Here is a 23,436-nt window from a genome sequence, read left to right as displayed (position 1 = left end):
CGCTCCCGTGAGCGAAGGACAGTCGTCTGGCGACCCGAGCCCGGCGGCGCTGCCGGAGGAGAATCGAATATGTCACGCACGCGCACCAAGCGGCCTGCCCGCCGACGTCTCGAGGTCGACGACGTCATCGTCGTCGAACGCAAGAAGGTACGCACCGCGATCTCGGGCACCGTCGTCGGCAACTTCATGGAGTGGTTCGACTTCGGGATCTACGGCTACCTCGCCGTGACCCTGACGGTGGTGTTCGCCGAGGACATCCCCGACCCCTGGGGCCTTCTCGTGACGCTCCTCGGCTTCGCCGTGTCGTTCCTCGTGCGTCCCCTCGGCGGGATCGTGCTCGGCCCGCTCGGCGATCGGATCGGGCGCCAGAAGGTCCTGTTCCTGACGATGGCGATGATGGCGACCGCGACCGCCCTCATCGGACTGCTGCCGACGTCTGCGCAGATCGGTATCTGGGCTGTCGTCCCCCTGTATGTGCTGAAGATGGTGCAGGGCTTCTCGACCGGCGGCGAGTACGCCGGGGCGTCGACGTATGTGACCGAGTTCTCCCCCGACCGCTCGCGCGGTTTCTGGGCATCATGGCTCGACGTCGGCTCGTACGTCGGCTTCGCCGCCGGCGCTACGGTCGTCGCGCTGACCACCCTCATCACGCAGGGGCTCTGGGGCCCCGACGCGATGGTCGACGGCGGCTGGCGCATCCCGTTCCTCGTCGCCATCCCGCTCGGCATCGTCGCCATCTGGTTCCGCCTGCGCATCCCCGAGACCCCGGCATTCGAGCAGGAGTCGGAGTCGGCCGCGGCGCCCAGCAAGGACGACCCGATGGCTCGTCACGGCATCGGCGGCATCCTGCGCCACCACTGGCGGACGATCCTGGTCGCCGTGGCGATCGTCGCCGCGACCAACACGGCCGGCTACGCGCTGACCAGCTACATGCCGACCTACCTCGAGAAGGAGGTCGGACTCTCGAACCTCTCGGCCGCGGTGGCGACCGTGCCGGTGCTGATCGTCATGTCGGCGACGCTGCCGTTCGTCGGGCGCCTCAGCGACCGGTTCGGCCGGCGCCGCATCTACGCTTTCGCGATCGGCGCCTCCCTCGTCCTGACGGTCCCCGCCTTCGCCGTCATGCAGATCGGCGAGCTGTGGGCCGTGTTCATCGCGCTGGGCATCATCGCGGTACCGGTCGCACTGTTCGTCGCGATCTCGGCGAGCGCCCTGCCGGCGCTGTTCCCCACCGCGACCCGCTTCGGCGCGATGGGCATCGCGTACAACCTGGCGGTGTCGCTCTTCGGCGGCACGACGCCGCTGTTCAGCCAGGCGCTCATCGAGTGGACGGGCAACACCTACATGCCCGCGTTCTACATCATGTTCTTCTCGGCGCTCGCAGCCGTCGCGCTCTTCGCGATGCGCGAGACGGCGCAGCGGCCGCTGCTCGGGTCGGTGCCGACGGTCGAGACGATCGCCGAGGCCGAGGCGCTCGTCGCCGGGCAGGACGACGATCCGCGCATCGACACCTCGACGATGCCACTCGACATCATCCGCCCCTGAGGCGCCCGCGTCCCGGGCGCGCCGTCAGCGCCGTCCGGTGCTCAGCGCCGTCCGGTGCCGAAGATTCCCCGGATGACGCCGGTCAGCACCTCCTGGGCCGCGCGCGAGCCCAGGATCTGCTCCGCCGGCGTTCTCCGGCGCGAGCGCGTGTTCGAGGTCATGCTGCGCAGCATCCTGTCGTCGTCGCGCCGCTCCTTCGCCTCGTCGGCCGCGGCCTGCTTCCGGATGGCGGCGAGCTGCTTCGCGTAGGCGGCGTCGGCCTTCGCCCGCAGCTTCGCGGCGTCCTGCTCGGCCTTGCGGCGCGCGGCCTCGGCCTCGGCCGCATCGAGAGCCGCCTGCGCGGCGTTCATGCGAGCGGTGAGGATCTCGCGCGCCGACTCGCGATCGACCGCCTCGGCGTAACGCGGCCGGATCTCGGATGCCGCCACCCGGGCCTGGACGTCCTCCACCGCTGCCGGCGACATCGACGCCTGCGGCGCACGGAGCCGTGTCCACGCGACGGGGGTGGGCGCACCCTTCTCGTTCATGACGGTGACGACGGCCTCGCCGGTGCCGAGCTCCTGCAGAACCCGCTCCAGGTCGTAGCCCGATCGCGGGTAGGTGCCCACACTCGCGCGCAGCGCCTTGACGTCATCCGGGGTGAAGGCACGAAGCGCATGCTGTACGCGCGAGCCGAGCTGCGCCAGCACATCGGACGGCACGTCCTTCGGCGTCTGCGTGACGAAGAAGACGCCCACACCCTTCGACCGGATGAGCCGGACCGTCTGCACCACCGCGGCGAGGAAGTCCTTCGACGCGTCGCGGAACAGCAGATGCGCCTCGTCGAAGAAGAACACGAGCTCCGGCTTGTCGACATCACCCACCTCGGGCAGCACCTCGAACAGCTCCGCGAGGAGGTACATCAGGAAGGTCGAGTAGAGCACCGGGCGGTCGGCCACACCGGGCACCTCGAGGAGGGTGACGACGCCCTCGCCCGCGTCCGTGGTGCGCATCAGGTCTCGGACGTCGAACTCCGGTTCGCCGAAGAAGACGTCCGCCCCGGCGTCGGCGAAGGTGATGAGTTCGCGAAGGATGACGCCCGCCGTCGCCTTGGAGAGTCCGCCGAGCTCCGCGAGCTCGGCTTTGCCGTCATCGCTCGTGAGGTAGGTCAGCACCGCCCGCAGATCGGCGAGGTCGACGAGGGCCAGGCCGTTCGCGTCGGCGTAGTGGAAGACGAGACCGAGACTCGACTCCTGCGTCGCGTTGAGTCCGAGCACGCGGCTCAGCAGCAGCGGGCCGAAGCCGGAGACGGTCGCGCGCACCGGCGTTCCCGACCCGCGGCCGCCGAGCGCCAGGAACTCGGTCGCGAAAGAACGCGGCGACCAGTCCTGCCCGATCGCGCTCGTTCGCGAGAGGAGCTTCTCACTCGGCTCGCCCGCCGAGGCCAGACCCGAGAGATCGCCCTTGATGTCGGCCGCGAACACCGGCACGCCGTTGGCCGCGAGCTGCTCCACGAGAACCTGCAGCGTGCGGGTCTTGCCGGTGCCCGTGGCGCCGGCAACGAGACCGTGACGATTCGTCATCGCCAGCGGGATCCGCACGGGCGCATCACGCTGCGGCTCGCCGTTCAGGAGCGCCCCGAGCTCGAGGGCGGGACCGTCGAACGTGTAGCCCCGGCGGATGTCGTCGACCTCGGATCCGTCAAGCGGACCCGCCGCCCCGGAGGGCTCGGCTTCCCCGGCCGCCGACGGCTCGGGTTCGCCGGTCGGAGCCGACGGCGCCGAGTCCCCGGCCGGGGCCGACCCGGCTCGCGCGGCAGCTGCCTCGGCGGCGGCCAGGGCGGCTCGAGCTCGGGCGGCGACGAGCGCGGCCTCAGCGGCTTCCGCTTCCGCACGCAGTCGTGCGAGATCGGCTGCGGCGATCGCGTCGTCGGAGGGCATGGCCGGGTCGTCGGGCGAGACGCTCATGCCGGCGAGCCTAGCCCCGCCGCTCTCGCACGGCGCGGCGCTCGCGTTCGAGCTGCTCGGTGAACATGGCGGCCACGATCAGGGCGACGCCGGCGCCCAGCAGCATCCCACCGACGGTGTCGGAGAGCCAGTGAGCGTGCACGACCGTACGGCTGAGCGCCATCAGCAGGGTCCAGACGATTCCGACGAGCGCGACCCAGACGCGCGGGAAGAGGATGATTGCGACGATCGCGATCGTGGCCGCATTTGCCGTATGCCCCGAGGGATATGAGCCCGCATCCGTCGTCACGAGGATGTCTTCGGGTCTCGACCGATCGACGAGGTTCTTGATCAGCTGGACCACGAGCGCGCTCAGCGCCGACGCCACGAGGAAATAGCCCGCAGCCCAGGGCCGTCGCAGCAGGACCAGAGCCACGGCGACCGCGATCGGGATCGCGAAGACGCCGACCCACGTGCCGCCGATCCGGTTCATCACGAGCCCGAACACCAGGCCGACCGCGCCCGGGTCGGCCGGCAGCGTCTCGTTCCACCACCGGTCGATCGCGAAGGGCTGGCCGAGCTGCGTGAACAGCCACCATCCCAGCAGCGCACCGGCCACCACCAGCACGAAGCCGATGGCGGCGCGGCGCGGCCAGAGTCGGCGGGGGTCGGTCGGCGGAGCGTCGTTCATCCGTCCATTGTGTCGACAGCGGCGGATTCGACCCCGCCCCTTGCGCTGGGAGCAGCGATCAGGGAGAGAGCTGCGGCACGCTGCGCGGCCGCACGACGAGCCACAGCGAGAGGACCGCCACCACGGCGCACCCCGCCATCACCGAGGCCATCGTCGTCGCGGTGATGCCCGAGCCGCCCGAGATCCACGCCGCGAGCGGCGAGATGAAGCCGGCGACGCCGAAGTTGACGGCGCCGATCAGGGATGCCGCGGTCCCGGCGGCTCGGCCGTGACGGTCGAGAGCGAGCACCTGAACGCAGGGGAAGGTGAAACCGCACGCCGTGATGAAGAAGAAAAGCGGCACGACCGTGCCCCACAGGCCCAGCCCCAGCTGGTCGGTGACGATGATGGTGGCCCCCGCGATGACGAGCACGGCGGTCGAGACCGCCATGACCCACTGCGGGCCGAAGCGGGCGGCGAGCCGCGACGCCGTCTGCACGCCCAGCACGACTCCGAGGGAGTTGACGGCGAACAGGACGCCGTACTGCTGCGGATCGAAGCCGTAGGTCTGCTGGAAGAGGAACGACGACGACGACAGGTACGAGAACAGTCCGCTGAAGGTCATGCCGCCGATGATCAGCACGCCGATGAAGATGCGATCGCTCAGGACGCTGCGGTAGCGCTGCCAGACCGTGGCGGAACCGCTGTCGCGGCGGCGCGCTTTGGGCAGGGTCTCGGGCACGAGGAAGAGCGAGGCGATCAGCATCACCGCGCCGTACGCGGCGAGCACGACGAAGATGCCGCGCCAGGGCATGACCGTCAGCAGGCCCGAGCCGACGAGCGGGGCGGCGACCGGGGCGACACCGGAGACCAGGGCGAGTCGGCTGAGCATCACGACGAGCCGGCGTCCGCCGAAGAGGTCGCGCACGATCGCCATCGCGACGACACCGCCCGCCGCGGCGCCGATCCCCATGAAGACCCGGGCGGCGCTCAGCAGCTCGAGGGTCGGGGCGATGGCGGCGGCCGTGCTCGAGAGCACGTGGAGCGCGGTCACGCACAGCAGCGGGACCCGGCGCCCCAGCTTGTCGCTGAGCGGGCCGACGATGAGCTGACCCAGCGCGAAGCCGACCATCGTTCCGGTGAGCGTCAGCTGAATCGCCGCCGCCGTCGTCTGGAAGTCGGCCTCCAGCGCGGGGAAGGCGGGCAGGTAGAGGTCGATCGTGAAGGGCCCGAGCGCCGTCAGCGCGCCGAGCAGGATGATGTAGATGACGCGGCGTGAGGTCGGGATCGCGTCACCCGGATGCAGCATGATGGGCGCGGTAGCCGGGTTCGAGCCCAGCGTGCGGATCGCCCCGGTGGCGGAGGAGGAATGATGGGGAGGAGTTTCGGGCACGTCTTCTTCGTTTCGTGGCAGCAGCGTTTTTGAGCGACCTTCTATCGTAACCCGCCGCCGCTCCGCGTCGTTCGCGCCTCTCAGCCGATTCACCATTCACGCGCATAGGCTGGCTCCGCGCCGCGCGCGCTCCGACACTCCCCTTGCCCCCGAACCGAGGTCACAGCAATGACTCCGTCCGCCGACAAGCGAACGAGCGGCAATCCTGCCGCCCAGGCCCAGATCAACCTCACCGTCAAGCAGCAGCGCGAGCAGCAGAAGCAGGCCAAGCTCGCCGAGTACCAGAAGCAGCTGGCGAAGCGACGTCGCAGCAAGCTGACGTGGTGGGTCGTCGGCTCGACCGCCGCGGTCGCCGTGGTGGGCCTCATCGCCGCGTCGGTCATCCTCGCGCCTCGGCCCGTCACGTACGAGGCCGGCAACAGCACGGGTCGCGAGATCCCCGGCGTCGAGACGTTCCAGAACATCACGACGCACGTGGAGGGCACCGTCGAGTACCCGCAGAACCCGCCGGCCGGTGGCGAGCACAACCCGTACTGGCTCAACTGCGGCGTCTACACCGAGCCGCAGGCGAACGAGAACGCGGTCCACTCAATGGAGCACGGCGCCGTCTGGATCACGTACGACCCGGCCCAGGTATCGGATGCCGACATCGAAACCCTCGAGGGCTACATGCCGAGCACGTACGCGCTGCTGACGCCGTACCCCGACATGGACACCCCCATCGCCGTGAGCGCCTGGAACGCGCAGCTGAAGGTCGACTCGGCCGACGACGAGCGCATCCGAGACTTCTTCACCGAGTACTGGCGCAGCCAGAACGTCCCCGAGCCGAACGCGATCTGCTCGGGCGCGATCGACGGCCCCGGTAAGGCGTGACGGACGGTGTGAGGGCGGAGGCGGGGACTCCGGTCCCCGTCTCGTCGGCCGCCGGCCTGCGCTGGTGGGCGGTGCTGCTCATCGTCCTCGCGGTCGCGGGCTCGGCATTCGCCATCGGGCGCTTCTCCGCCTTCGGCACCTCCCCGGCGGTTCCCGGCAACTCCTCCCCCGAGGCCGGCTTCGCCCGCGACATGCAGGTGCACCACACGCAGGCCATCGAGATGGCGATGACGATCTACCGCAAGACCGAGGACGAGGGCATCCGCACGCTCGCGTTCGACATCGCCACCGCGCAGGCCGGTCAGCGCGGCGAGTTCTACGACTGGCTGGTGCAGTGGGGGCTGCCGCAGGCCTCCACCGCGCCCCTCATGCAGTGGATGGTCGGGCACCCCGCTCACAACCACGGGACTCAGGCGCAGCAGCCGAGCGACGAAGAGCTCCGCGCCGAGATGGGCATGGCCACGCCCGCTCAGCTGGCGCAGCTGGATGCCGAGACCGGGGTCGCCGCCGACTGCACGTTCCTCGGCCTCATGATCCGGCACCACGAGGGCGCGATCCCCATGGCGCAGGCTCTCGTCGACCTCGGCAGCGACCCGCGGGCCGTCCAGGTCGCCGGCGGCGTCATCGAGACGCAGAGCGCCGAGATCGACCTGATGCGCTCGATCCAGCACAGACTGGGGTGCGAGGGCTGACAGCCCCCGCACCCCAGCGGCATCCGATCCTGCCGATCAGCCCTTCGTCGCACCTGCCAGCAGGCCGCGCACGAAGAAGCGCTGCAGGGCGAAGAACACGATCAGCGGCACGATGATCGAGATGAAGGTTCCCGCCGACTGCAGGAACCAGCGGTTGCCCCAGGTGCCCGACAGCGAGTTGAGCGCCTGCGTGATCGGCAGCGCGCCCGGCGACGCGAAGATCGTCGCGACCAGCAGGTCGTTCCACACCCACAGGAACTGGAAGATCGCGAACGATGCGATGGCCGGGGCTGCCAGCGGGACGATGATGCGGAAGAAGACCTGCCCGTGGCCGGCGCCGTCGACCCGCGCCGCCTCGATGATCTCGCCCGGGATCTCGGCGATGAAGTTGTGCAGCATGAAAGTCGCCAGCGGCAGGGCGAAGATCGCGTGGGCGATCCAGACGCGGGCGAAGCTGTACTGCACCTCGTTCAGGCCGAAGCCGGGGAAGATGGGCACGTCGTTGATCGTCAGGCCCTCCGAGAAGAGGCTGAGCAGCGGAACCAGGGCCATCTGCAGGGGCACGATCTGAAGTGCGAAGACGAACACGAACAGCGCACTGCGGCCCTTGAAGTCGATCCAGGCGAACGCGTAGGCGGCGAGGGCTGCCATCACGATGGGGAACACCGTCGCGGGGATGGTGATCGCGAGCGAGTTGATGAACGCCGACGCGAGCGTCGTGGACGTCCCTCCCGACGTCAGCGCCTCGGCGTAGTTGTCGAGGGTGAACTCGGGATTGGTGAAGACGGTCCACCAGCCGGTGGACTGGGTGTCGGCACCGGGTCGGAACGACGTCACGAACAGGCCGAACGTCGGGATCGTCCAGAAGACGGCGATGATGACGGCCGCGATGGTCGCGCCCTTCGACGTCAGCTTCTTATGGGCGATCGCCTCGTTGCGGCGGGTGTCGCGCGCCACTTGGCGCTTGGTGCGGGTGTCGACGGGCGCGGCCGGGGCTGCAACGGTCATCAGCGGATCTCCCTCTGCTTGGCCATCGATCGGGCGTTGTAGATGATCAGCGGCAGGACGAACAGGAACAGCACGACAGCGAGCGCGGACGAGTGCCCGTAGCTCTGGAATCGCTGCTGCTGGTTGACCATCTCGAAGCCGAGCACGGTCGTCTCATCGCGACCGCCGGTCATGACCGCCACGATGTCGTACACCTTGAGCGACGCGATCGTGATGGTCGTGAGGACCACGATGAGCGACGACCGGATGCCGGGCACCGTGACGTTGCGGAACCGCTGCCAGGCATTGGTCCCGTCCAGCTGCGCCGCCTCGAGCTGCTCGGTCGGCACCGCCTTGATCGCGGCCGACAGAATCACCATGGCGAATCCGGTCTGGGTCCAGATGAACACCACCAGGAGCATGAGGGTGTTGATGACCGGCTTGATGGCGAGCCACTGGATCGGATCGCCGCCGAATGCCGTGACGATCGCGTTGAGCAGGCCGACCTGCTCGCCCTGGCGCGCGTCGTACATGAACTTCCAGATGATGCCGGCGCCGACGAACGAGATCGCGACCGGCATGAACACGAGGACCTTGAGCACCTTCTCGCCGCGGGCGCGGTCGATGAACACCGCGTAGGCGAGTCCGATGGCGACCGAGATCGTCGGAGCGAGAAGCGCCCAGAGGATCGTGTTGACGACCGAGGCGGTGCCCGTCGGGTTCGTGAACACCCAGAAGTAGTTCTCCAGGCCCACGAACTGCTCGCCCGACTTGTCGTAGAACGACTTGAAGATCGTGGCGATGGCCGGGTAGATCAGTCCGAGCGCCAGCATGATGCTGGCCGGGGCCATGAAGAGGATGAGCTGGAACAGGTAGCCCGCGCCCTGACGCGACCGGAAGTCCGCGAAGAAGAGCAGCGCACCGACGAGCAGCGCGATCGCCACGACGTAGAGGACGGCGTTGGCGTAGGGCCGCAGCAGCAGGAAGGCGAGCACCGGGATGACCAGGCACGCGACGAGCCGCATGATGAAGTAGCCGCGACCCGGGCGGGGCGCGTACTCGATGAGCACCAGGATGATGCCCACGACGAGCCCGAACACGGCCAGGATGACGGGGATCTGGATGAGCGGGTTCATCGCGCCCAACCAGAGGAAGAAGCTGTTGAGCGAGAACCCGATCGTGATGCGCGACGATTCCTCGCTCGATCCGGTGAAGATCAGCAGCAGGAGGATGGCGACGATCAGGGCGAATCCGGCGGCGACGATGATCCGAGTGATCGACCGCCCCTTCGGATCGGTGGCGTGCGTGGTGGTGGGAGGTTCGGTGTCGACGGGTCTGTCGACGGTCGTCTGCGACATGTGGATCCCCTTCTGAGTACAGCGGCGTACCCGGGCGGTACGGACGGGAGGAGCGGGGCCGGGCTTGTGCAGCCCGACCCCGCTCGGCTCAACCGATCGTCAGGCGACGATCAGTTCTCGTAACCGGCCTGGATGTCGGACAGGACCGTCTCGGTGTCCTTACCGTCGATCCAGTCGACCATGCCCTTCCAGAACGAGCCCGAGCCCACCGTGGACGGCATCAGGTCGGATGCGTCGAAACGGAAGACCGTGGTCTCGTCCTGCAGCGTCGTCATGGCTTCCTGGAGGAACTCGCTCGAGGCGAGCGAGGGGTCGGCGTTCTTGTTCGCCGAGATCACGCCGCCGAGCTTGACGCGCGCGTCAGCGAACTCGGGCGAGGCCATGAACTCGAGAACCTTCTGCGTCGACTCGTCGTCCGAGAACGCGGCGACGAACTCGCCGCCGCCCTCGACCTGGAGCTCGCCTTCGGTGTACCCCGGCGTCAGGAACGCGTAGACGTCACCGTCGGGAGCGACCTCGGGGGTCGCGCCGTCGGCGGTCTGCACGTCGAGGAAGTTCGCCGACAGGAACGAGGCCTGGTGCGTGAGGGCGCAGTCACCGCTCGCGACAGCCGCGGCCACGTCGCCGAACGCGGTCGAGTTGATGCTCTTGACGTCGCCGTAGCCCGCGTTGACGTACTCGGGGTTGAGCAGGATCTCGCCCACCGCGTCGAAAGCAGACTTGATCTGCGGGTCGGTGAACTTCACGTCACCGGCCACCCACTGGTCGTACACGTCGGGGCCGGCCTGGCGCAGGACGAGGTCCTCCACCCAGTCGGTGCCCGGCCAGCCCGAGGCGGCGTCGGAGGCGAAGCCGGCGCACCACGCGGGACCGCCGGTCGTCTGCACGATCTTGTCGGTGAGAGCGATCATCTCGTCCCAGGTCTTGGGGATCTCGACACCCCACTCGGCGAACTGCTTCGGCGAGTACCAGACGTAGCCCTTCAGGTTCGCGAGCATGGGCGCCGCGTAGAAGGTGTCGTCGAACGTGCCGTACTGCTTCCAGTCGGCCGACCAGTTCTCGTCGACGGCGCTCTCCACCGCCTCGGGCGCGGGCAGCACCTTGCCGGTCTCGACGAGGGTCTTCAGCAGGCCGGGCTGCGGGACGATCGCGATGTCGGGGGCGTCCCCACCGGTCACCTTGGTGACGATGTTGCCCTCGAACGACTTGTCTCCGGTGTACTCGACCTTGATGCCGGTGTCCTCGGTGAACTGCGCGAACGACTCGTTGAGCGCGTCAGCCTCACCACCGGTGATGCCGCCCGAGATGCGGACGGTCGTCTTCGCGTCGCCGCCGCCCTCGCCGCCGCCTTCGCCGCCGCCTTCGGCGCACCCAGCCAGCACCAGTGCTGCCGCGCCCACGAGGGCGACGGGGGCAAGAAGACGGTATCGCTGTGACAATGCCATGTACTTCTCCTCTATCGGGATCATCGTTCACCCGGAGGAGCCTTATCCGCATCCATTGGGGAACCGATTCCAGGACAACCTACTGTCCCGTCGAGTTCGGCACAACCAGCGGAATATCACGGAATGACAACCATCGCATGTGGTAATGCGCCGCCTCGTGGGAGCGCTCACATATTCGGTGCCTGGAACCGGTTCCCGAGAGCCGTGCGAAACGCTACGCTCGGGTGGAGTCCCGCGGCAGGTCTCCCCGAACGGACGAGGAGGTCCCATGAGCACCATCGCCGACGTCGCCACCCGTGCAGGGGTGTCGAAAGCGACGGCGAGCCGCGCCCTCACCGGACGCGGGTACGTGTCGGACGAGACCCGCAGACGGGTCACGGCCGCGGCACGCGAGCTGTCCTACGTGGCACATTCGTCGGCGATGAGCCTCGCGACCGGTCGAACCCAGACCGTCGGCGTCGTCATGCCCCACGTCAGCCGATGGTTCTTCGGGGAAGTCCTCGAGGGCATCCAGGCGGCGCTGCTCGAGCACGGCCTCGACCTCACCCTGTACGACGCCCGCCCGGGAACGGAGACCCGGCGGCGGGTGTTCGAGGATTTCCTGGCGCGCCGGCGCTTCGATGGCGTCATCGCGGTCGGCCTCGAACCGGCCGAGAGCGAGCTCGATGCTCTGCTGGCCCTCGGCAAGCCGGTCGTCAGCGTGATCGGCACCGAGGGTGACACCAGCCTCGTCACGCTCGACGACGCGCACGCCACCGCTCTCGCGACCGCGCACCTGGTCGAGCTCGGGCATCGCCGTATCGCGTTCCTCGGCGGCACCGACTCGACGCGCTGGCCTCACGTCGAGTCCGAGCGCTACGCCGGCTACGAATCGGAGATGCGCCGCGCCGGCCTGGCCGACGAGATCTCGCGGGTGCCGGCCGAACTCTCGATGCCCGCCGGCTACGCTGCCGCGGTCGACCTGCTGAGCGACCCCGCCGCCCGACCCACGGGCATCGTCGCGGCATGCGACGACGTCGCGATCGGAGCGATCATCGCCGCACGCCGTCTCGGCATCCTCGTCCCGTCGTCACTGAGCGTCGTCGGGATCGATGACCACGTCAACGCCGAGATGTTCGCCCTGACGACGTTGCGACAGGTGCCGCACGAGCAGGGCCGGGCCGCGGTCGAGCTGCTCCTGCGCCACATCGAAGACCCCGATGCCGACACCGTGACGATGCGGATCAAGCCGCGCATGGTGGTCCGGGGGACGACGGCGGGAGCACCCGGACACAGCTCCGTCGCCGTCCGGGACTCGACCCTCACCCGCCGCGACTGAGTCCGGCACGACCCGCGCATACGACGACGGCCCCGGATGCAGCATCCGGGGCCGTCGTGCTGCTCTCGAGTGAGAGCGGGGAATTACTTGAGGGTGACCGTCGCGCCGGCCTCTTCGAGAGCGGCCTTCGCCTTCTCGGCGGTCTCCTTGTTCGCGCCCTCGAGGACGGCCTTGGGAGCACCGTCGACGACAGCCTTGGCCTCGCCGAGGCCCAGCGAGGTGAGCTCGCGGACCGTCTTGATGACCTGGATCTTCTTGTCGCCGGCAGCCTCGAGGATGACGTCGAACGAGTCCTTCTCCTCCTCGGCCTCAGCGGCACCAGCGCCACCAGCGGCGCCGGCAACGGCGACGGGGGCAGCAGCGGTGACGTCGAACTTCTCCTCGAACGCCTTCACGAACTCGCTGAGCTCGACGAGGGTCAGGCCGGCGAACTGCTCGAGCAGCTCCTCGGTGGAAAGCTTCGCCATGATGTATCTCCTAGATAGATGGGGTTGGTGTAAGAGCTCGCCTGTCGCTCACGCGGCGTCGGCGGTCTCCAGCTTTTCGCGAAGCGCGTCGATGGTGGCGGCAGCCTTGCCCATCGTCGCCTTCATCATGCCCGCGGCCTTGGCCAGCAGAACCTCGCGGCTCTCGAGCGAGGCGTACTTGTTGACCTCGTCGGCGGTGAGGGCGTTGCCCTCGAAGATGCCGCCCTTGATGACGAGGAGCGGGTTGGCCTTGGCGAAGTCACGCAGAGCCTTGGCGGTGGCGACGAAGTCGCCGTGCACGAACGCCACGGCCGAGGGACCCTTGAGGTCCTCGTCGAGCGCCGTGATCCCCGCGTTGTTCGCGGCGATCTTGGTCAGCGTGTTCTTCACCACGGCGTAGTTCGCGTCCTGACGGATGCTGTTGCGCAGCTGCTTGAGCTGGGCCACCGTCAGACCGCGGTACTCGGTCAGCAGAACGGCAGTCGAGTCCTCGAATGACTTCGTGAGCTCGGCGACCGATGCGTCCTTCTGCACCATGGTCACTCCTTGATGTGTGCCTGACGCCCCGCGGTGGCGGAGCGCCGGCCTCGACCAGCCCCGGACAAGACAAAAGCTCCGGCGCAGAGGCACGGAGCTCGGTTCCCGAAGGAGAAGTTCAGTGTCACCTGCGCGGGCCCCTGCAGTGCAGAGCTTCGATCACGAGTGCGCTCACGCGCACACCGATGACCAGCGGTCTTTGGCTTACCCCCACCATACCCCCACACCCCCCATCCCCCAAATCCCCCCACCCCCGCGCCGAGCGCACGGCATCCCGCCCACTGCACGGCACCGCTACGCAGCGTGCCCGTGCACTCGGCGCGAGCTCGTTCGCTCGGCGCCGGCCGCGAGTTCTGCACATGTGGGGGTGGGGTGGGGGTGTCCACACATGGGTGGGGGAATGAGGTGGGGTGTGGGGGTGGGGGTGAGCATGGGCGGGATGCGCAGACGACGAGGACCGGATGAGGTGCGGGCATTGCTCCACCGCCGACGCGACCTGCTCGCGGCGGGTGAGAGCGAACGCTCGATCGACCGCTCGGTGCGGGACGGCATCCGGGTGCACGTGCGACGCGGCTGGTACGTCGACCGTGCCGCGCTCGATGAGCTCTACGCCGAGGACGCGCATCTGCTCCATGTGATGGCGGTCGCGCACGAGGTCCGGGGCCACGCGGTCGTCTCGCACGAGTCCGCCGGGGTGCTGCACGGCCTCGACCTCTATCGCGTCCGGCCGGCCCGCGTCCACCTCACGACGGCCCCGGGCGCCCGGGTCTCCAGCGGCCCCGATGCATTCCGCCACTGCGTGCCTCTCGATGCGCATGACGTCGTCGAGGTGAACGGCATCCGCTGTACCTCCCTCGCGCGGACGGTCTTCGACGTCACGCGCACCATGACTCCCGAAGCGGCGCTCGTCATGGCCGACCGCGCGGAACGGATCTGGTGCGACCGCACGGGCCGCTCCCCCGACGACTGGCGGATGGCGATGTCCGCTCGGATCGCCGAGGCGGGCGCGGCGCGAGGGATCAGGCGGGCTCGATGGGTGGCGGGCTTCGCCGACGGCCGGGCCGAGTCGACCCTGGAAAGCGTGAGCCGGTTCCGGTTGCACCAACTCGGCTTCCGGTCGGTCCGGCTGCAAGTGCCGATCGCTGGCCCGCGCGGTGCGGGCTGGTACCGCGTCGACTTCGGCCTCGACGACGCCGATGCCTGGGGCGAATGCGACGGCGTCGGCAAGTACCTCGACCCGGAGCTCCGCTCAGCCCGCTCGGCAGAGAGGACGGTCCTCGACGAGAAGCGCCGCGAAGACTGGATCCGGGGTACAACTGGGCGCCGCCTCGTGCGCTGGGAACCTCGTCACGTCACCTCCCCGTCAACCCTCGCCGCCCACCTCAGGGCATTCAACATCCACCCTCCCCGTTGAGCGCACGGCTTGCCGCCGAATGACCGCGACATCTACGCACCGATGCCGTGCGGTCGAAGGGATGTCGTGCACTCGACGCCTACGCGTGAGGTGGGGTGGGGCGGGGGCACGCCGAGGGGCAAGGGCGGGGAGGGAGGGCGGGCGGGGTTAGGGTCGAAGGCGTGTCACCCGAACTCGCTGCTCGCTTCGTCGCGGACTCGCGCGACCGCGTGGCGTGGATCCGGGCTCGCTCGCGGGGCATCACGGCGACGGACGTCGCGGCGCTGACGAGCCCGAAGGCGATTGCGCGCGCCGCCGACGCCAAGCTCATGGGCTCGGGGTTCTCCGGCAACGCGTACACCGACCACGGTCGCCGCCGCGAGCCGGAGATCGCCGCCTGGGTCGCTGCGACGCACGGCATCCAGCCATCGTCCGCGCTCTTCCACGCCGTGGTCGAGAAGCGACACCTCGCCACGCCCGACGGCGTGATGGTGGATGCCGACGGCCGTGTCACCCTCGCCGAGATCAAGACCACGAACAAGAGCTGGCGCTCGATCCCCCGCACCTATCTGCGTCAGGTGTGGTGGCAGCAGCACGTCCTCGGCGCCGAGCGCACCCTCGTGGTGTGGGAGCAGCACGACGACTTCGTCCCCATCGACGACGAGCCGCGCTGCGCGTGGGTCGACCGCGACGAGCGCGAGATCCGATCACTCGTGAATCTCGCGACCGATCTCATCGACGAGCTGTACCGCCGCACGATGCAGCGGCGCGCGGCGGAAGCGCCGCGGATCGTCGCATCGCGCGCGCGCGAACCCTTTCGAGCCCTCGCCCTCAGCGACTGACCGGCCTCTCGTCACGGGCGGGGCGATCACGCCAGCGGCGTGACCACCTTGGCCTCGGCATCCCAGAGGCGCAGTCCGGTCAGTTCACCCTCAAGGGTCGGCGCCCCGACGATGCCGAGCGCGCGTCCGATCTGCTCCGCAGTCATCCGGCGCGCCAGGGTGATGTGCGGTGTCCATCGGTCTGCCGCGGTGACGGCGTAGCGCACCGGCGGCGGTCCGATGAGGTCGACGATGCGGGCGTGAAACCTCAGCAGCGCGGCCGTCATGACGAGGGGCCGGGCCAGGACGAACCTCTCCCCCGCAGCGAACACCACCGCGCCACCGAGCCGGCACTCCACCGGCAGGGCGTCACCGAGACGCGCCAGTTCGCGCCCAGCATCCGTCGACAGGTCGTCGCGCACCGCGAGAGTCACGTGGGGGCGGTTCGATTCCGAGGGATGCCGCCCCGCGCTGGGCAGGTCGGCTTCGATGAGCCGCTGCCAATCGGCCCGCACGGCCACCTCGATGCGGGTATCGGGAAGCGCCTCCACACTGAACACGTCCCCATCCTTGTCGCAGCGAAGCGCGCGCGGGAATAGTTGACGTAACTCAACGATTGAACATATAGTTGACCGATCTCAACGGTTGACTTTCGTCAACCAGTTACGCCGCCCCGCGGCTACCGAAGTACCGTCCGCCGACGATCCGCGCCAACGCAGCCGCGTCCGTCCGAATCCCAGGAGGACTCATGTCCGCTTCCGCATCCACTCAACCCGAGGGGAAGAACATGTCGCGCCGCGGCGTGCTCGAGGCCCTTTCGGGCCTTCTGCTCGGCATGTTCGTGTCGATGCTCGCCTCGACCGTCGTCTCGACCTCGCTGCCAGTCATCATCCACGATCTCGAGGGCACCCAGGCCGCCTTCACGTGGGTCGTCACGGCGACTCTGCTGACGACCGCGATCTCGACCCCGATCTGGGGAAAGCTCGCTGACCTCACCAACCGCAAGGTGCTGTACCAGCTCGCGATCGTCATCTTCGTGCTGGCGACCGCTGCTGCCGGCTTCTCGCAGTCCCCCGAGATGCTGATCGCGTTCCGCGCGGTGCAGGGCATCGGCGCCGGTGGCCTCGCCGCCCTCAGCCAGGTGCTGATGGCCGACATCATCAGCCCGCGCGAGCGCGGCCGCTACATGGGCCTGTTCGGCGCCGTCATGGCCGTCGCCACGATCGGCGGCCCGCTGCTCGGCGGCGTCATCACCGATGCCTGGGGCTGGCGCTGGAACTTCTTCGTCGCCCTCCCCGTCGCCGTCGCCGCCCTGCTGATCGTGCAGCGCACGCTCCACATCCCCGCGCACCCGCGCAAGGAGACGCGCATCGACTACCTCGGCATCGTGCTGCTGTCGGCATCCGTCTCCCTGCTGCTGATCTGGGTGACGCTCGCGGGCGACTCGTTCGAGTGGATGAGCGTCGAGACTCTCCTGATGGTCGGTGGCGCCGTCATCGGCGCGGTGCTCTTCGTGATCACCGAGCTCAAGGTGCGCGAGCCGCTCGTGCCCCTCACGCTCTTCCGCAACCTGACCTTCACCCTCTCGGTGATCGCGTCGATCGCGACGGGCATCGCCATGTTCGGCGCCTCGGTGTTCCTCAGCCAGTACATGCAGCTCGCCCGTGGAGCCACCCCCACCGAGGCCGGCCTCATGACCATCCCGATGATCGGCGGACTGCTCGTCGCCTCGATCGGCGTGGGCGCGCTGATCACGCGGACCGGGCGCTGGAAGCCGTTCCTCATCGTCGGCGCGCTGCTGCTGATCGGCGGGGCGAGCCTGCTGTCCACGATCCACTACGACACCGACTTCACCCTCGTCTCGATCTACATGGCGATGCTCGGTGCGGGCATCGGCATGACGATGCAGAACCTCGTGCTCGTCGTGCAGAACACCTCTCGCCCCACCGAGATCGGCGTCGCGAGCTCGGGTGTGACGTTCTTCCGGAGCCTCGGCGGCACGATCGGCGTCTCCGTCATGGGGGCGGCGCTCGCCTCGCAGGTCACCACGCTCGTCAGCGATCGGAAGGACGACATCCAGGCCGCGCTGATGTCGCTCGGCGACCAGGCCCAGACCTGGGCCGCGCAGCTGCAGTCGGGCACGCTCCCCCAGGTCTCGGCGATGCCCGAGGCGCTGCGGATCGTCTTCGAGGACATCTACGCCACCGGCATCTCGCACTCGTTCCTCATCGCCGTGCCGTTCGCGGTCCTGAGCCTGATCGCGATCGTGTTCCTGCCGAACAAGCCGCTGACGACGATGACCACGACCGAGCGTCTGCAGGCCGGCGAGGCCGACCTGGCCACCGTGTCGGTTCCGGAAGGCATGAACGCCCTCACCGCGACCGGCGCCGTCCATACGGATGCCGCAGACTCCGACGCCCCGGTCGACGCGGAGACGCGCCGCTCGGCTCGATAGGGTGATCGGGATGACCGCGCGAGAGTCCGCCGAGTCCCGGGGGTGCACCACCCCCGGGACTCCCGGCCCGTGGGGATCGGTCTTCGACGACGAGCGCACCGCGGCCGTCCGAGCGCTCGAGCTCGAGTTCGGTGAGCTGTTCACGCACGTCCGGCGGCTGTTCGCCGAGAACGCCGACCGGCTGAGCCCGGGAATGCTCCCGGGCGCGTACAAGGTGTTCACGACGATCGCGCGCCGTGGCGAGATCACGCTCTCCGCCCTCGCCGAGACGCTCCACTCCGACAAGGGCCAGATCAGCCGCACGGTCCGCGAGCTCGAGGAGCTCCAGCTCGTGCAGCGCACGCCCGACCCCGCCGACGGCCGCTCGAGCCTGCTCTCGGCCACCCCCGACGGCATCCGCCGGCTCGACGCCGTCCGCGCGCCGCGCGAGAACTCGCTGCTGACCGCGCTCGAGTCGTGGCACGTTGACGACATCCGCGAGCTCACCCGGCTGCTCCACGCCCTGTCGTCATCCGAGACGCCCGACTGAACGCCCTCGCTCCCGCTCCCGGCGACGCCGAGCTTCTCCCTCCGGTGACCGCGGCGTAACACGGTCGAGACAATCTCACGATTGACTGAGATCGACCGAGCATCATCGCCGCCGACGCCGCGGTGTGAGGAAGGAGCGACGGATGAGATTCCGGCCGCTGCGCACAGCAACCGCCTCCCAGCCGACGACGCCGGCCGAGACGCCGCCCGAGACGATGCGAGCCGTCGTGTTCGATGAACCCGGTGCGGCCGAGGTTCTCCGCGTGGCCGATGTCCCGGTGCCCTCTCCCGCCCTGAGCGAAGTGCTCGTGCGAGTGGTGGCCGCCGGTGTGAACCCCATCGACACCAAGACGCGGCTGGGGCGCGGGGTGGCAGGACTCATCGATCGCTGGCCGAGCACCCTCGGCTTCGACTTCAGCGGCGTGGTCGTCGCGAGCCCCTACGAGACCCACGAGCTGCAGCCGGGCACCGAGGTCTTCGGCATGCTGCCGTTCCCCCGGTCGGGTGGCAGCTACGCGGAGTACGCCGTCGTGCCCTCGCTGTCCGTCGCCCGGAAGCCCGCGAGCCTGTCGCATGTGGAGGCGGCGGGGGTTCCCCTCGCCGCGCTCACCGCTTGGGGGCTGGTGGTCGAGACCGCCCACGCGCACGAGGGACAGCGGATGCTGATCCACGCCGGATCGGGCGGGGTCGGTCACTTCGCTGTGCAGCTCGCCGCCTACTTCGGCGCACAGGTGACCGCCACCGGCTCGGACCGCAACCTGCCCTGGCTGCGCGAGCTCGGCGCTTCGGTCGCGATCGACTACGCGACGACGCGCTTCGAGGACGTCGTCGGCGAGATGGATGTCGTCATCGACCTCGTGGGCAACGTGCACGACGACACCGGTTCCCGCTCGCTCGGGGTGCTGCGTCCGGGGGGCCTGTACGTCATGGTTCCGACCGGCGGATGGCCGGGGTACGCCGAGGCTGCCGCGGCGGCGGGCGTACGCGCGACCGGGTACAAGGTGATCCCCGACGGCAGTGTGCTGGCCACCCTCGGCCGTCTGCTCGACTCGGGCGCCATCCAGGTCTTCGTCGACAGCGTCCACGACCTCGCCGATGTCGCCGCCGCTCACATCGAGGTCGAGCGGGGTCACTCCCGCGGAAAGGTCGTCCTCACGGTCGCGGAATCCTGAGCCCCCGCCCGACGGCCGGGTTTCGCCGAGCGCGCACCCTCGCGCCCACGACGCACCGTCATAGCGACACTCTCGCGACGAGCGTGCACTCTCGGCGAGCCGAGCTCGGGCTCACGCGACGGGTTCGAGCACGCGCCGGGCCTCTGCGACGATCTCCTCGGCGACCGCGTCGAGGAGCGGCGAAGCGAGGTTCCACTGCTGCCAGTACAGCGGCACGACGATGTCGTCTCCCCCGAGCCGCACCAGCTCGCCCCGTTCCACGTGCACGCGTGACTGCAGTGTCGGCAGGAGCGCCCACCCGAGGCCGAGCAGCACGGCGGTCGCGAAGTCCTGGGATGCCGGGACGCGGTGCCGCGGCGGCGCGGCGGCAGCCACACCCGCGCCGCGCAGCCACCGGGTCTGCAGCTCGTCGCGACGGTCGAAGTCCACGACCGGCGCCGACGCGAGTCCGGCGCGATCGGGTCCTGCGCCCACGCCCGCGCCCTCCGCGAACCATCGCCTCGCGAAGGCGGGCGTTGCGACCGCCTCGTACCGCAACGCGCCGAGCGCCGACACCCGGCATCCCGCCACCGGAACCCGCCGAGAGGTCACCGCGCCCATGACCGTTCCGCTCTCGAGCAGGCCGGCGGTGAAGTCCTGATCGTCGCGATGCAGGTCGAACACGACATCCCGTGCGGACGCGACCCGCGCGAGCGGCGGCAGGAACCACGTCGCGAGCGAGTCGGCGTTCACCGCGAGCGAAACGCTCGTGGCCTCTTCGTCGGCCCCCTCGAACGCGTCGCGCTCGAGCAGGGCGAGCTGACGGGCGTAGCGCACGAAGCGGTGCGCCGCCTCGGTCGCGCGCGCAGGCTTCGACCGCACGAGCAGAACCTGGCCGGCGACGCGCTCCAGAGCCCGCACCCGCTGGCTCACGGCTGATGGCGTGATGTGCAGACGACGCGCGGCGGCATCCAGGCTCCCCTCGTCGAGGATCACCGCGAGGGTCTCGACCAGCTCGACCGGAACGCGCATCTTCAGCTGTACTTCATCAACTGCAGATCCATGAACTGGACTATACCGACCTGCGACCCTAGCGTCGACTCGTGCTCTCCGCTTCTCTCTCGGGCCTCGGCCTCGGCCTGTCGCTCATCGTCGCCATCGGCGCGCAGAACCTGTTCGTGCTGCGGCAGGGCATCCGGCGGGAACACGTTCTGCTCGTCGCGACCATCTGTGCCGTATCCGACGCCGTGCTGATCGTCGCGGGGGTGACCGGCCTCGGCCTGGTGGTGGCGGGCCTGCCGTGGCTGGTGCCCGTCGTGCGGTGGGCCGGTGCGGCGTTCCTCCTCGCCTACGGCCTGCTCGCTACTCGTCGTGCCTGGCGCCCCAGCGGGCAAGCTCTCGACGCGCAGGCGGCGACCGAGCGCCCCGCGCCGGCCCGCCGCGCCGCCGTCGCGCTCACGTGCCTCGCGCTGACCTGGCTGAACCCCCACGTCTACCTCGACACCGTCTTCCTCCTCGGGAGCATCGCCGCGACCCACGGCGACGACCGCGCCTGGTTCGCTGTCGGCGCTGTGACGGCGAGCGTCGTCTGGTTCTTCGCGCTCGCGTTCGGAGCGCGCCTCCTCGGGCGCGTGCTCGCGACCCCGAGCGCGTGGCGCGTGCTCGACGGGTTCGTCGCCCTGGTCATGATCGTCCTCGCCGTGAGCCTCGTCTGGCCGTGAGGCAGGATGAGGGGATGCGAAGCGTTCACGTGGTCGTCGAGGGCCGTGTCCAGGGCGTCGGATATCGCTACAGCCTGCTGCTCGAAGCTGATAGGCGCGGCGTCGCCGGCTGGGTGCGCAACCGTAGCGATGGCACCGTCGAGGCTGCCCTGGAAGGCACGGATGACGCTGTCGACGCGGTGCTCGCCTGGATGGCGGAGGGCCCTCCCGGGGCGCGGGTCGACGCGGCGCGGGTCACCGACGCGGCGCGCATCGGCTCGATGGGCTTCGAGGTTCGCGACACTCAGTGACCGAAGTCGCGGCACCGCGTCGGCGCCGCGACCTGCTTCACGACGCCGGCAGCCCGGCGGCGAGCTCGCGCAGCACGTCTCCCGCGTCGTCTCGCGTGGCGAGACCTGCGGCCTGGCCCGCCCACAGCGACGAAAGCTCCGGATCACCCCCGGCGGCGGCGCGGAAGACTCCCGTGAGCCAGTTCTGCGCCGGGAAGGGCGCGATCACCCCCGTGGACTCGATGTGGCGGACGGCGCGATTCGGGATGCCGCGCGCGAGGCGCCCGCTCATCGCACGCGTGAGCACCGTCGACGTGTCCTGCGCCCCGGCGATCGCGGCGCGATGACCCTCGGATGCGGCCGACTGTCGCGTCCGGAGGAAGGCGGTCCCGACCTGCACCCCCGAGGCCCCCAAGGCGAACGCTGCGGCGACGCCGCGCCGGTCGGCAACGCCGCCCGCGGCGACCACCGGCACGGACACGGCGTCGACGACCTGCGGCACGAGAGCGAAGGTCCCCACGAGGGAATCCTCCGGCGCCCCGAGGAACGAAACGCGGTGACCCGCGGCCTCGGCGCCGCTCGCGACGATGACGTCGACGCCGCCGGCCTCGAGCGCCCGCGCCTCGGCTACCGTTGTGGCGGCCCCCATCACGCGGATGCCCAGCCGATGCGCGTCTTCCACGACCGCCGACGCGGGCACGCCGAACACCACGCTCAGGACCGCGGGTCGTACCTCCCAGATCGCAGCGAGCTGCTCCTCGAGCGGCGGCAGGAAGCGCTCCGGCAGCTCGGGTACGGCCGCGCCCGCGGCGGCGTAGAGCGGCCGCAGCGCGTCGCGCGACGGCGCGGCATCCACTCCGTCCGGCGTGACCTCGTCGCCGAGCGGCAGCCACAGGTTGAGAGCGAACGGGCGGGCCGTGCGCTCTCGGATCGACGCGACGGTCTCGCGGATCCGCGAGCCGTCGTACCCGTATAGCCCGAACGACCCGAGTCCACCTCCCTCACTGACCGCGGCCGTGAGCGCCGCGGACGACAGACCCCCGAAGGGTCCGAGCACGATGGGCAGATCGATTCCGAGGACATCGGTGAGGGAATGCCGCATGAGCCGACGCTAGCGCGATCCGGGCGAGCCCGGAACGACGAACGGGGCCTCACCCGAAGGTGAGACCCCGTTCATGCGAATCGCGATCAGACGAGCGCGTTGACGTCCAGCGGGATGCCGGGGCCGAACGTGGTCGACACGGCGCCCTTCTGGATGTAACGACCCTTGGCGCTCGAGGGCTTCAGACGGACGATCTCCTCGACCGCCGCGTTGAAGTTCTCTTCGAGCTGCTCGGCCGAGAACGACGCCTTGCCGACGACGAAGTGCACGTTGGCGTGCTTGTCGACACGGAACTCGATCTTTCCGCCCTTGATCTCCTCGACGGCCTTGGCCGGGTTGGGGGTCACGGTGCCGGTCTTCGGGTTGGGCATGAGGCCTCGGGGACCGAGGACCTTGCCCAGGCGGCCGACCTGGCCCATGAGCTCGGGCGTCGAGACGGCCGAGTCGAAAGCGGTCCAGCCGCCGGCGACCTTCTCGATGAGCTCGGCGCCACCGACCTCGTCAGCGCCGGCGGCGATGGCGGCCTCAGCGGCCGGGCCCGTCGCGAAGACGATGACGCGAGCGGTCTTGCCCGTGCCGTGGGGCAGGATGACCGTGCCCCGGACCATCTGGTCCGCCTTGCGCGGGTCGACAGCGAGCTTCAGCGCGACCTCGACGGTCGAGTCGAACTTCTTCGAACCGGTGTCCTTCGCCAGAGCGACGGCCTCGGTGGAGCTGTAGAACTTGTCGCGGTCGATCTTCGCCGCGGCTGCTTCGTAAACCTTGGACTTAGCCATTGTGTTCTCC

Annotated in this window: 23 protein-coding genes; 11 read left to right on the top strand and 12 right to left on the bottom strand. The window is 69.5% G+C overall.

Annotation, left to right across the window (positions count from 1 at the left end):
- Positions 1–69: 69 nt before the first annotated feature.
- On the top strand, positions 70–1,545 hold the full coding sequence (locus O1W71_RS08665) for an MFS transporter (protein ID WP_269267449.1): 1,476 nt from the start codon (positions 70–72) through the stop codon (positions 1,543–1,545).
- Between the two features lie 41 nt (positions 1,546–1,586).
- On the opposite strand, the gene O1W71_RS08660 is transcribed toward O1W71_RS08665, so the two are convergent.
- The 3 genes from O1W71_RS08660 to O1W71_RS08650 are packed head-to-tail and all read right to left on the bottom strand — an operon-like array spanning position 1,587 to position 5,449.
- Positions 1,587–3,491, bottom strand: coding sequence for a helicase HerA-like domain-containing protein (locus O1W71_RS08660; RefSeq protein WP_442924082.1), 1,905 nt, complete (start codon positions 3,489–3,491; stop codon positions 1,587–1,589).
- A 10-nt stretch (positions 3,492–3,501) separates the two neighbouring features.
- Positions 3,502–4,161, bottom strand: coding sequence for a phosphatase PAP2 family protein (locus O1W71_RS08655; RefSeq protein WP_269267448.1), 660 nt, complete (start codon positions 4,159–4,161; stop codon positions 3,502–3,504).
- 58 nt (positions 4,162–4,219) lie between these two features.
- The gene (locus O1W71_RS08650; RefSeq protein WP_094262140.1) at positions 4,220–5,449 is read right to left on the bottom strand and encodes a multidrug effflux MFS transporter; all 1,230 of its coding nucleotides are present in this window, start codon (positions 5,447–5,449) and stop codon (positions 4,220–4,222) included.
- A 252-nt stretch (positions 5,450–5,701) separates the two neighbouring features.
- On the opposite strand from O1W71_RS08650, the gene O1W71_RS08645 reads away from it, so the two are divergent.
- Together O1W71_RS08645 and O1W71_RS08640 are read left to right on the top strand one after the other, a co-directional pair.
- Positions 5,702–6,406 carry a DUF3105 domain-containing protein gene (locus O1W71_RS08645; RefSeq protein ID WP_112613535.1) on the top strand — a complete coding sequence of 235 codons (705 nt, stop codon included), beginning with the start codon at positions 5,702–5,704 and terminating at the stop codon, positions 6,404–6,406.
- A gap of 8 nt (positions 6,407–6,414) precedes the next feature.
- On the top strand, positions 6,415–7,098 hold the full coding sequence (locus O1W71_RS08640) for a DUF305 domain-containing protein (protein WP_269267447.1): 684 nt from the start codon (positions 6,415–6,417) through the stop codon (positions 7,096–7,098).
- A 36-nt stretch (positions 7,099–7,134) separates the two neighbouring features.
- On the opposite strand, the gene O1W71_RS08635 is transcribed toward O1W71_RS08640, so the two are convergent.
- From O1W71_RS08635 to O1W71_RS08625, 3 genes are all read right to left on the bottom strand, one after another.
- Positions 7,135–8,106, bottom strand: coding sequence for a carbohydrate ABC transporter permease (locus O1W71_RS08635; protein ID WP_112613533.1), 972 nt, complete (start codon positions 8,104–8,106; stop codon positions 7,135–7,137).
- Positions 8,106–9,443, bottom strand: a complete 1,338-nt coding sequence (locus O1W71_RS08630; RefSeq protein WP_112613531.1) for a carbohydrate ABC transporter permease — start codon at positions 9,441–9,443, stop codon at positions 8,106–8,108. The genes O1W71_RS08635 and O1W71_RS08630 overlap by 1 nt, the downstream gene beginning before the upstream one ends.
- Positions 9,444–9,553: 110 nt before the next feature.
- Positions 9,554–10,888: an ABC transporter substrate-binding protein gene (locus tag O1W71_RS08625; RefSeq protein ID WP_269267446.1), complete on the bottom strand. Its 1,335-nt coding sequence runs from the start codon at positions 10,886–10,888 to the stop codon at positions 9,554–9,556.
- Between the two features lie 268 nt (positions 10,889–11,156).
- Here O1W71_RS08625 and O1W71_RS08620 point away from each other — a divergent pair, with 268 nt between their 5' ends.
- Positions 11,157–12,206: a LacI family DNA-binding transcriptional regulator gene (locus O1W71_RS08620; protein ID WP_269267445.1), complete on the top strand. Its 1,050-nt coding sequence runs from the start codon at positions 11,157–11,159 to the stop codon at positions 12,204–12,206.
- 83 nt (positions 12,207–12,289) lie between these two features.
- Here the strand turns inward: O1W71_RS08620 and rplL are convergent, their stop codons facing one another.
- Together rplL and rplJ are read right to left on the bottom strand one after the other, a co-directional pair.
- Positions 12,290–12,673 (bottom strand): 50S ribosomal protein L7/L12, encoded by a 384-nt coding sequence (gene rplL / locus O1W71_RS08615; RefSeq protein ID WP_023952029.1) that lies wholly within the window; start codon positions 12,671–12,673, stop codon positions 12,290–12,292.
- A gap of 48 nt (positions 12,674–12,721) precedes the next feature.
- Positions 12,722–13,210: a 50S ribosomal protein L10 gene (gene rplJ, locus O1W71_RS08610; RefSeq protein ID WP_112613525.1), complete on the bottom strand. Its 489-nt coding sequence runs from the start codon at positions 13,208–13,210 to the stop codon at positions 12,722–12,724.
- A gap of 439 nt (positions 13,211–13,649) precedes the next feature.
- Between rplJ and O1W71_RS08605 the strand changes: the two genes are divergently transcribed.
- The gene (locus O1W71_RS08605) at positions 13,650–14,624 is read left to right on the top strand and encodes a hypothetical protein (RefSeq protein WP_269267442.1); all 975 of its coding nucleotides are present in this window, start codon (positions 13,650–13,652) and stop codon (positions 14,622–14,624) included.
- A gap of 161 nt (positions 14,625–14,785) precedes the next feature.
- The gene (locus O1W71_RS08600) at positions 14,786–15,445 is read left to right on the top strand and encodes a YqaJ viral recombinase family protein (RefSeq protein ID WP_269267441.1); all 660 of its coding nucleotides are present in this window, start codon (positions 14,786–14,788) and stop codon (positions 15,443–15,445) included.
- A gap of 26 nt (positions 15,446–15,471) precedes the next feature.
- Here the strand turns inward: O1W71_RS08600 and O1W71_RS08595 are convergent, their stop codons facing one another.
- Positions 15,472–15,984 (bottom strand): 2'-5' RNA ligase family protein, encoded by a 513-nt coding sequence (locus O1W71_RS08595; protein WP_269267439.1) that lies wholly within the window; start codon positions 15,982–15,984, stop codon positions 15,472–15,474.
- Between the two features lie 188 nt (positions 15,985–16,172).
- On the opposite strand from O1W71_RS08595, the gene O1W71_RS08590 reads away from it, so the two are divergent.
- The 3 genes from O1W71_RS08590 to O1W71_RS08580 all read left to right on the top strand — a co-directional run bounded on the left by O1W71_RS08590 (position 16,173) and on the right by O1W71_RS08580 (position 19,579).
- A complete protein-coding gene (locus O1W71_RS08590; RefSeq protein WP_240309684.1) occupies positions 16,173–17,879 on the top strand; it encodes an MDR family MFS transporter in 1,707 nt (568 codons plus the stop codon).
- Positions 17,880–17,889: 10 nt separating this feature from the next.
- The gene (locus O1W71_RS08585; protein ID WP_112616995.1) at positions 17,890–18,408 is read left to right on the top strand and encodes a MarR family winged helix-turn-helix transcriptional regulator; all 519 of its coding nucleotides are present in this window, start codon (positions 17,890–17,892) and stop codon (positions 18,406–18,408) included.
- A gap of 142 nt (positions 18,409–18,550) precedes the next feature.
- Positions 18,551–19,579 (top strand): NADP-dependent oxidoreductase, encoded by a 1,029-nt coding sequence (locus O1W71_RS08580; RefSeq protein WP_269267438.1) that lies wholly within the window; start codon positions 18,551–18,553, stop codon positions 19,577–19,579.
- Between the two features lie 111 nt (positions 19,580–19,690).
- Here O1W71_RS08580 and O1W71_RS08575 read toward each other — a convergent pair whose 3' ends face one another.
- Entirely contained in the window at positions 19,691–20,590 is a 900-nt protein-coding gene (locus O1W71_RS08575; RefSeq protein ID WP_269267437.1) for a LysR family transcriptional regulator ArgP, read from the bottom strand.
- 71 nt (positions 20,591–20,661) lie between these two features.
- Between O1W71_RS08575 and O1W71_RS08570 the strand changes: the two genes are divergently transcribed.
- Positions 20,662–21,279: a LysE/ArgO family amino acid transporter gene (locus O1W71_RS08570; protein ID WP_269267436.1), complete on the top strand. Its 618-nt coding sequence runs from the start codon at positions 20,662–20,664 to the stop codon at positions 21,277–21,279.
- A gap of 14 nt (positions 21,280–21,293) precedes the next feature.
- On the top strand, positions 21,294–21,569 hold the full coding sequence (locus tag O1W71_RS08565; protein WP_114588097.1) for an acylphosphatase: 276 nt from the start codon (positions 21,294–21,296) through the stop codon (positions 21,567–21,569).
- 37 nt (positions 21,570–21,606) lie between these two features.
- Here O1W71_RS08565 and O1W71_RS08560 read toward each other — a convergent pair whose 3' ends face one another.
- Both O1W71_RS08560 and rplA read right to left on the bottom strand, forming a co-directional pair.
- On the bottom strand, positions 21,607–22,650 hold the full coding sequence (locus O1W71_RS08560) for an NAD(P)H-dependent flavin oxidoreductase (protein ID WP_269267434.1): 1,044 nt from the start codon (positions 22,648–22,650) through the stop codon (positions 21,607–21,609).
- Between the two features lie 86 nt (positions 22,651–22,736).
- A complete protein-coding gene (gene rplA / locus O1W71_RS08555) occupies positions 22,737–23,426 on the bottom strand; it encodes a 50S ribosomal protein L1 (protein WP_112616874.1) in 690 nt (229 codons plus the stop codon).
- Positions 23,427–23,436: the final 10 nt, after the last annotated feature.

Source organism: Microbacterium sp. H37-C3, from assembly GCF_027157935.1.
Classification (GTDB): domain Bacteria; phylum Actinomycetota; class Actinomycetes; order Actinomycetales; family Microbacteriaceae; genus Microbacterium; species Microbacterium plantarum.
This window is presented reverse-complemented; position numbering and strand designations above follow the sequence as displayed.

Coding starts and splice junctions, on each gene's coding strand:
- O1W71_RS08665 (WP_269267449.1), top strand. CDS start 70: ATGTCACGCACGCGCACCAAGCGGCCTGCCCGCCGACGTCTCGAGGTC.
- O1W71_RS08660 (WP_442924082.1), bottom strand. CDS start 3,491: ATGAGCGTCTCGCCCGACGACCCGGCCATGCCCTCCGACGACGCGATC.
- O1W71_RS08655 (WP_269267448.1), bottom strand. CDS start 4,161: ATGAACGACGCTCCGCCGACCGACCCCCGCCGACTCTGGCCGCGCCGC.
- O1W71_RS08650 (WP_094262140.1), bottom strand. CDS start 5,449: ATGCTGCATCCGGGTGACGCGATCCCGACCTCACGCCGCGTCATCTAC.
- O1W71_RS08645 (WP_112613535.1), top strand. CDS start 5,702: ATGACTCCGTCCGCCGACAAGCGAACGAGCGGCAATCCTGCCGCCCAG.
- O1W71_RS08635 (WP_112613533.1), bottom strand. CDS start 8,106: ATGACCGTTGCAGCCCCGGCCGCGCCCGTCGACACCCGCACCAAGCGC.
- O1W71_RS08630 (WP_112613531.1), bottom strand. CDS start 9,443: ATGTCGCAGACGACCGTCGACAGACCCGTCGACACCGAACCTCCCACC.
- O1W71_RS08625 (WP_269267446.1), bottom strand. CDS start 10,888: ATGGCATTGTCACAGCGATACCGTCTTCTTGCCCCCGTCGCCCTCGTG.
- O1W71_RS08620 (WP_269267445.1), top strand. CDS start 11,157: ATGAGCACCATCGCCGACGTCGCCACCCGTGCAGGGGTGTCGAAAGCG.
- rplL (WP_023952029.1), bottom strand. CDS start 12,673: ATGGCGAAGCTTTCCACCGAGGAGCTGCTCGAGCAGTTCGCCGGCCTG.
- rplJ (WP_112613525.1), bottom strand. CDS start 13,210: ATGGTGCAGAAGGACGCATCGGTCGCCGAGCTCACGAAGTCATTCGAG.
- O1W71_RS08605 (WP_269267442.1), top strand. CDS start 13,650: ATGCGCAGACGACGAGGACCGGATGAGGTGCGGGCATTGCTCCACCGC.
- O1W71_RS08590 (WP_240309684.1), top strand. CDS start 16,173: ATGTCCGCTTCCGCATCCACTCAACCCGAGGGGAAGAACATGTCGCGC.
- O1W71_RS08585 (WP_112616995.1), top strand. CDS start 17,890: ATGACCGCGCGAGAGTCCGCCGAGTCCCGGGGGTGCACCACCCCCGGG.
- O1W71_RS08580 (WP_269267438.1), top strand. CDS start 18,551: ATGAGATTCCGGCCGCTGCGCACAGCAACCGCCTCCCAGCCGACGACG.
- O1W71_RS08575 (WP_269267437.1), bottom strand. CDS start 20,590: ATGCGCGTTCCGGTCGAGCTGGTCGAGACCCTCGCGGTGATCCTCGAC.
- O1W71_RS08565 (WP_114588097.1), top strand. CDS start 21,294: ATGCGAAGCGTTCACGTGGTCGTCGAGGGCCGTGTCCAGGGCGTCGGA.
- O1W71_RS08560 (WP_269267434.1), bottom strand. CDS start 22,650: ATGCGGCATTCCCTCACCGATGTCCTCGGAATCGATCTGCCCATCGTG.
- rplA (WP_112616874.1), bottom strand. CDS start 23,426: ATGGCTAAGTCCAAGGTTTACGAAGCAGCCGCGGCGAAGATCGACCGC.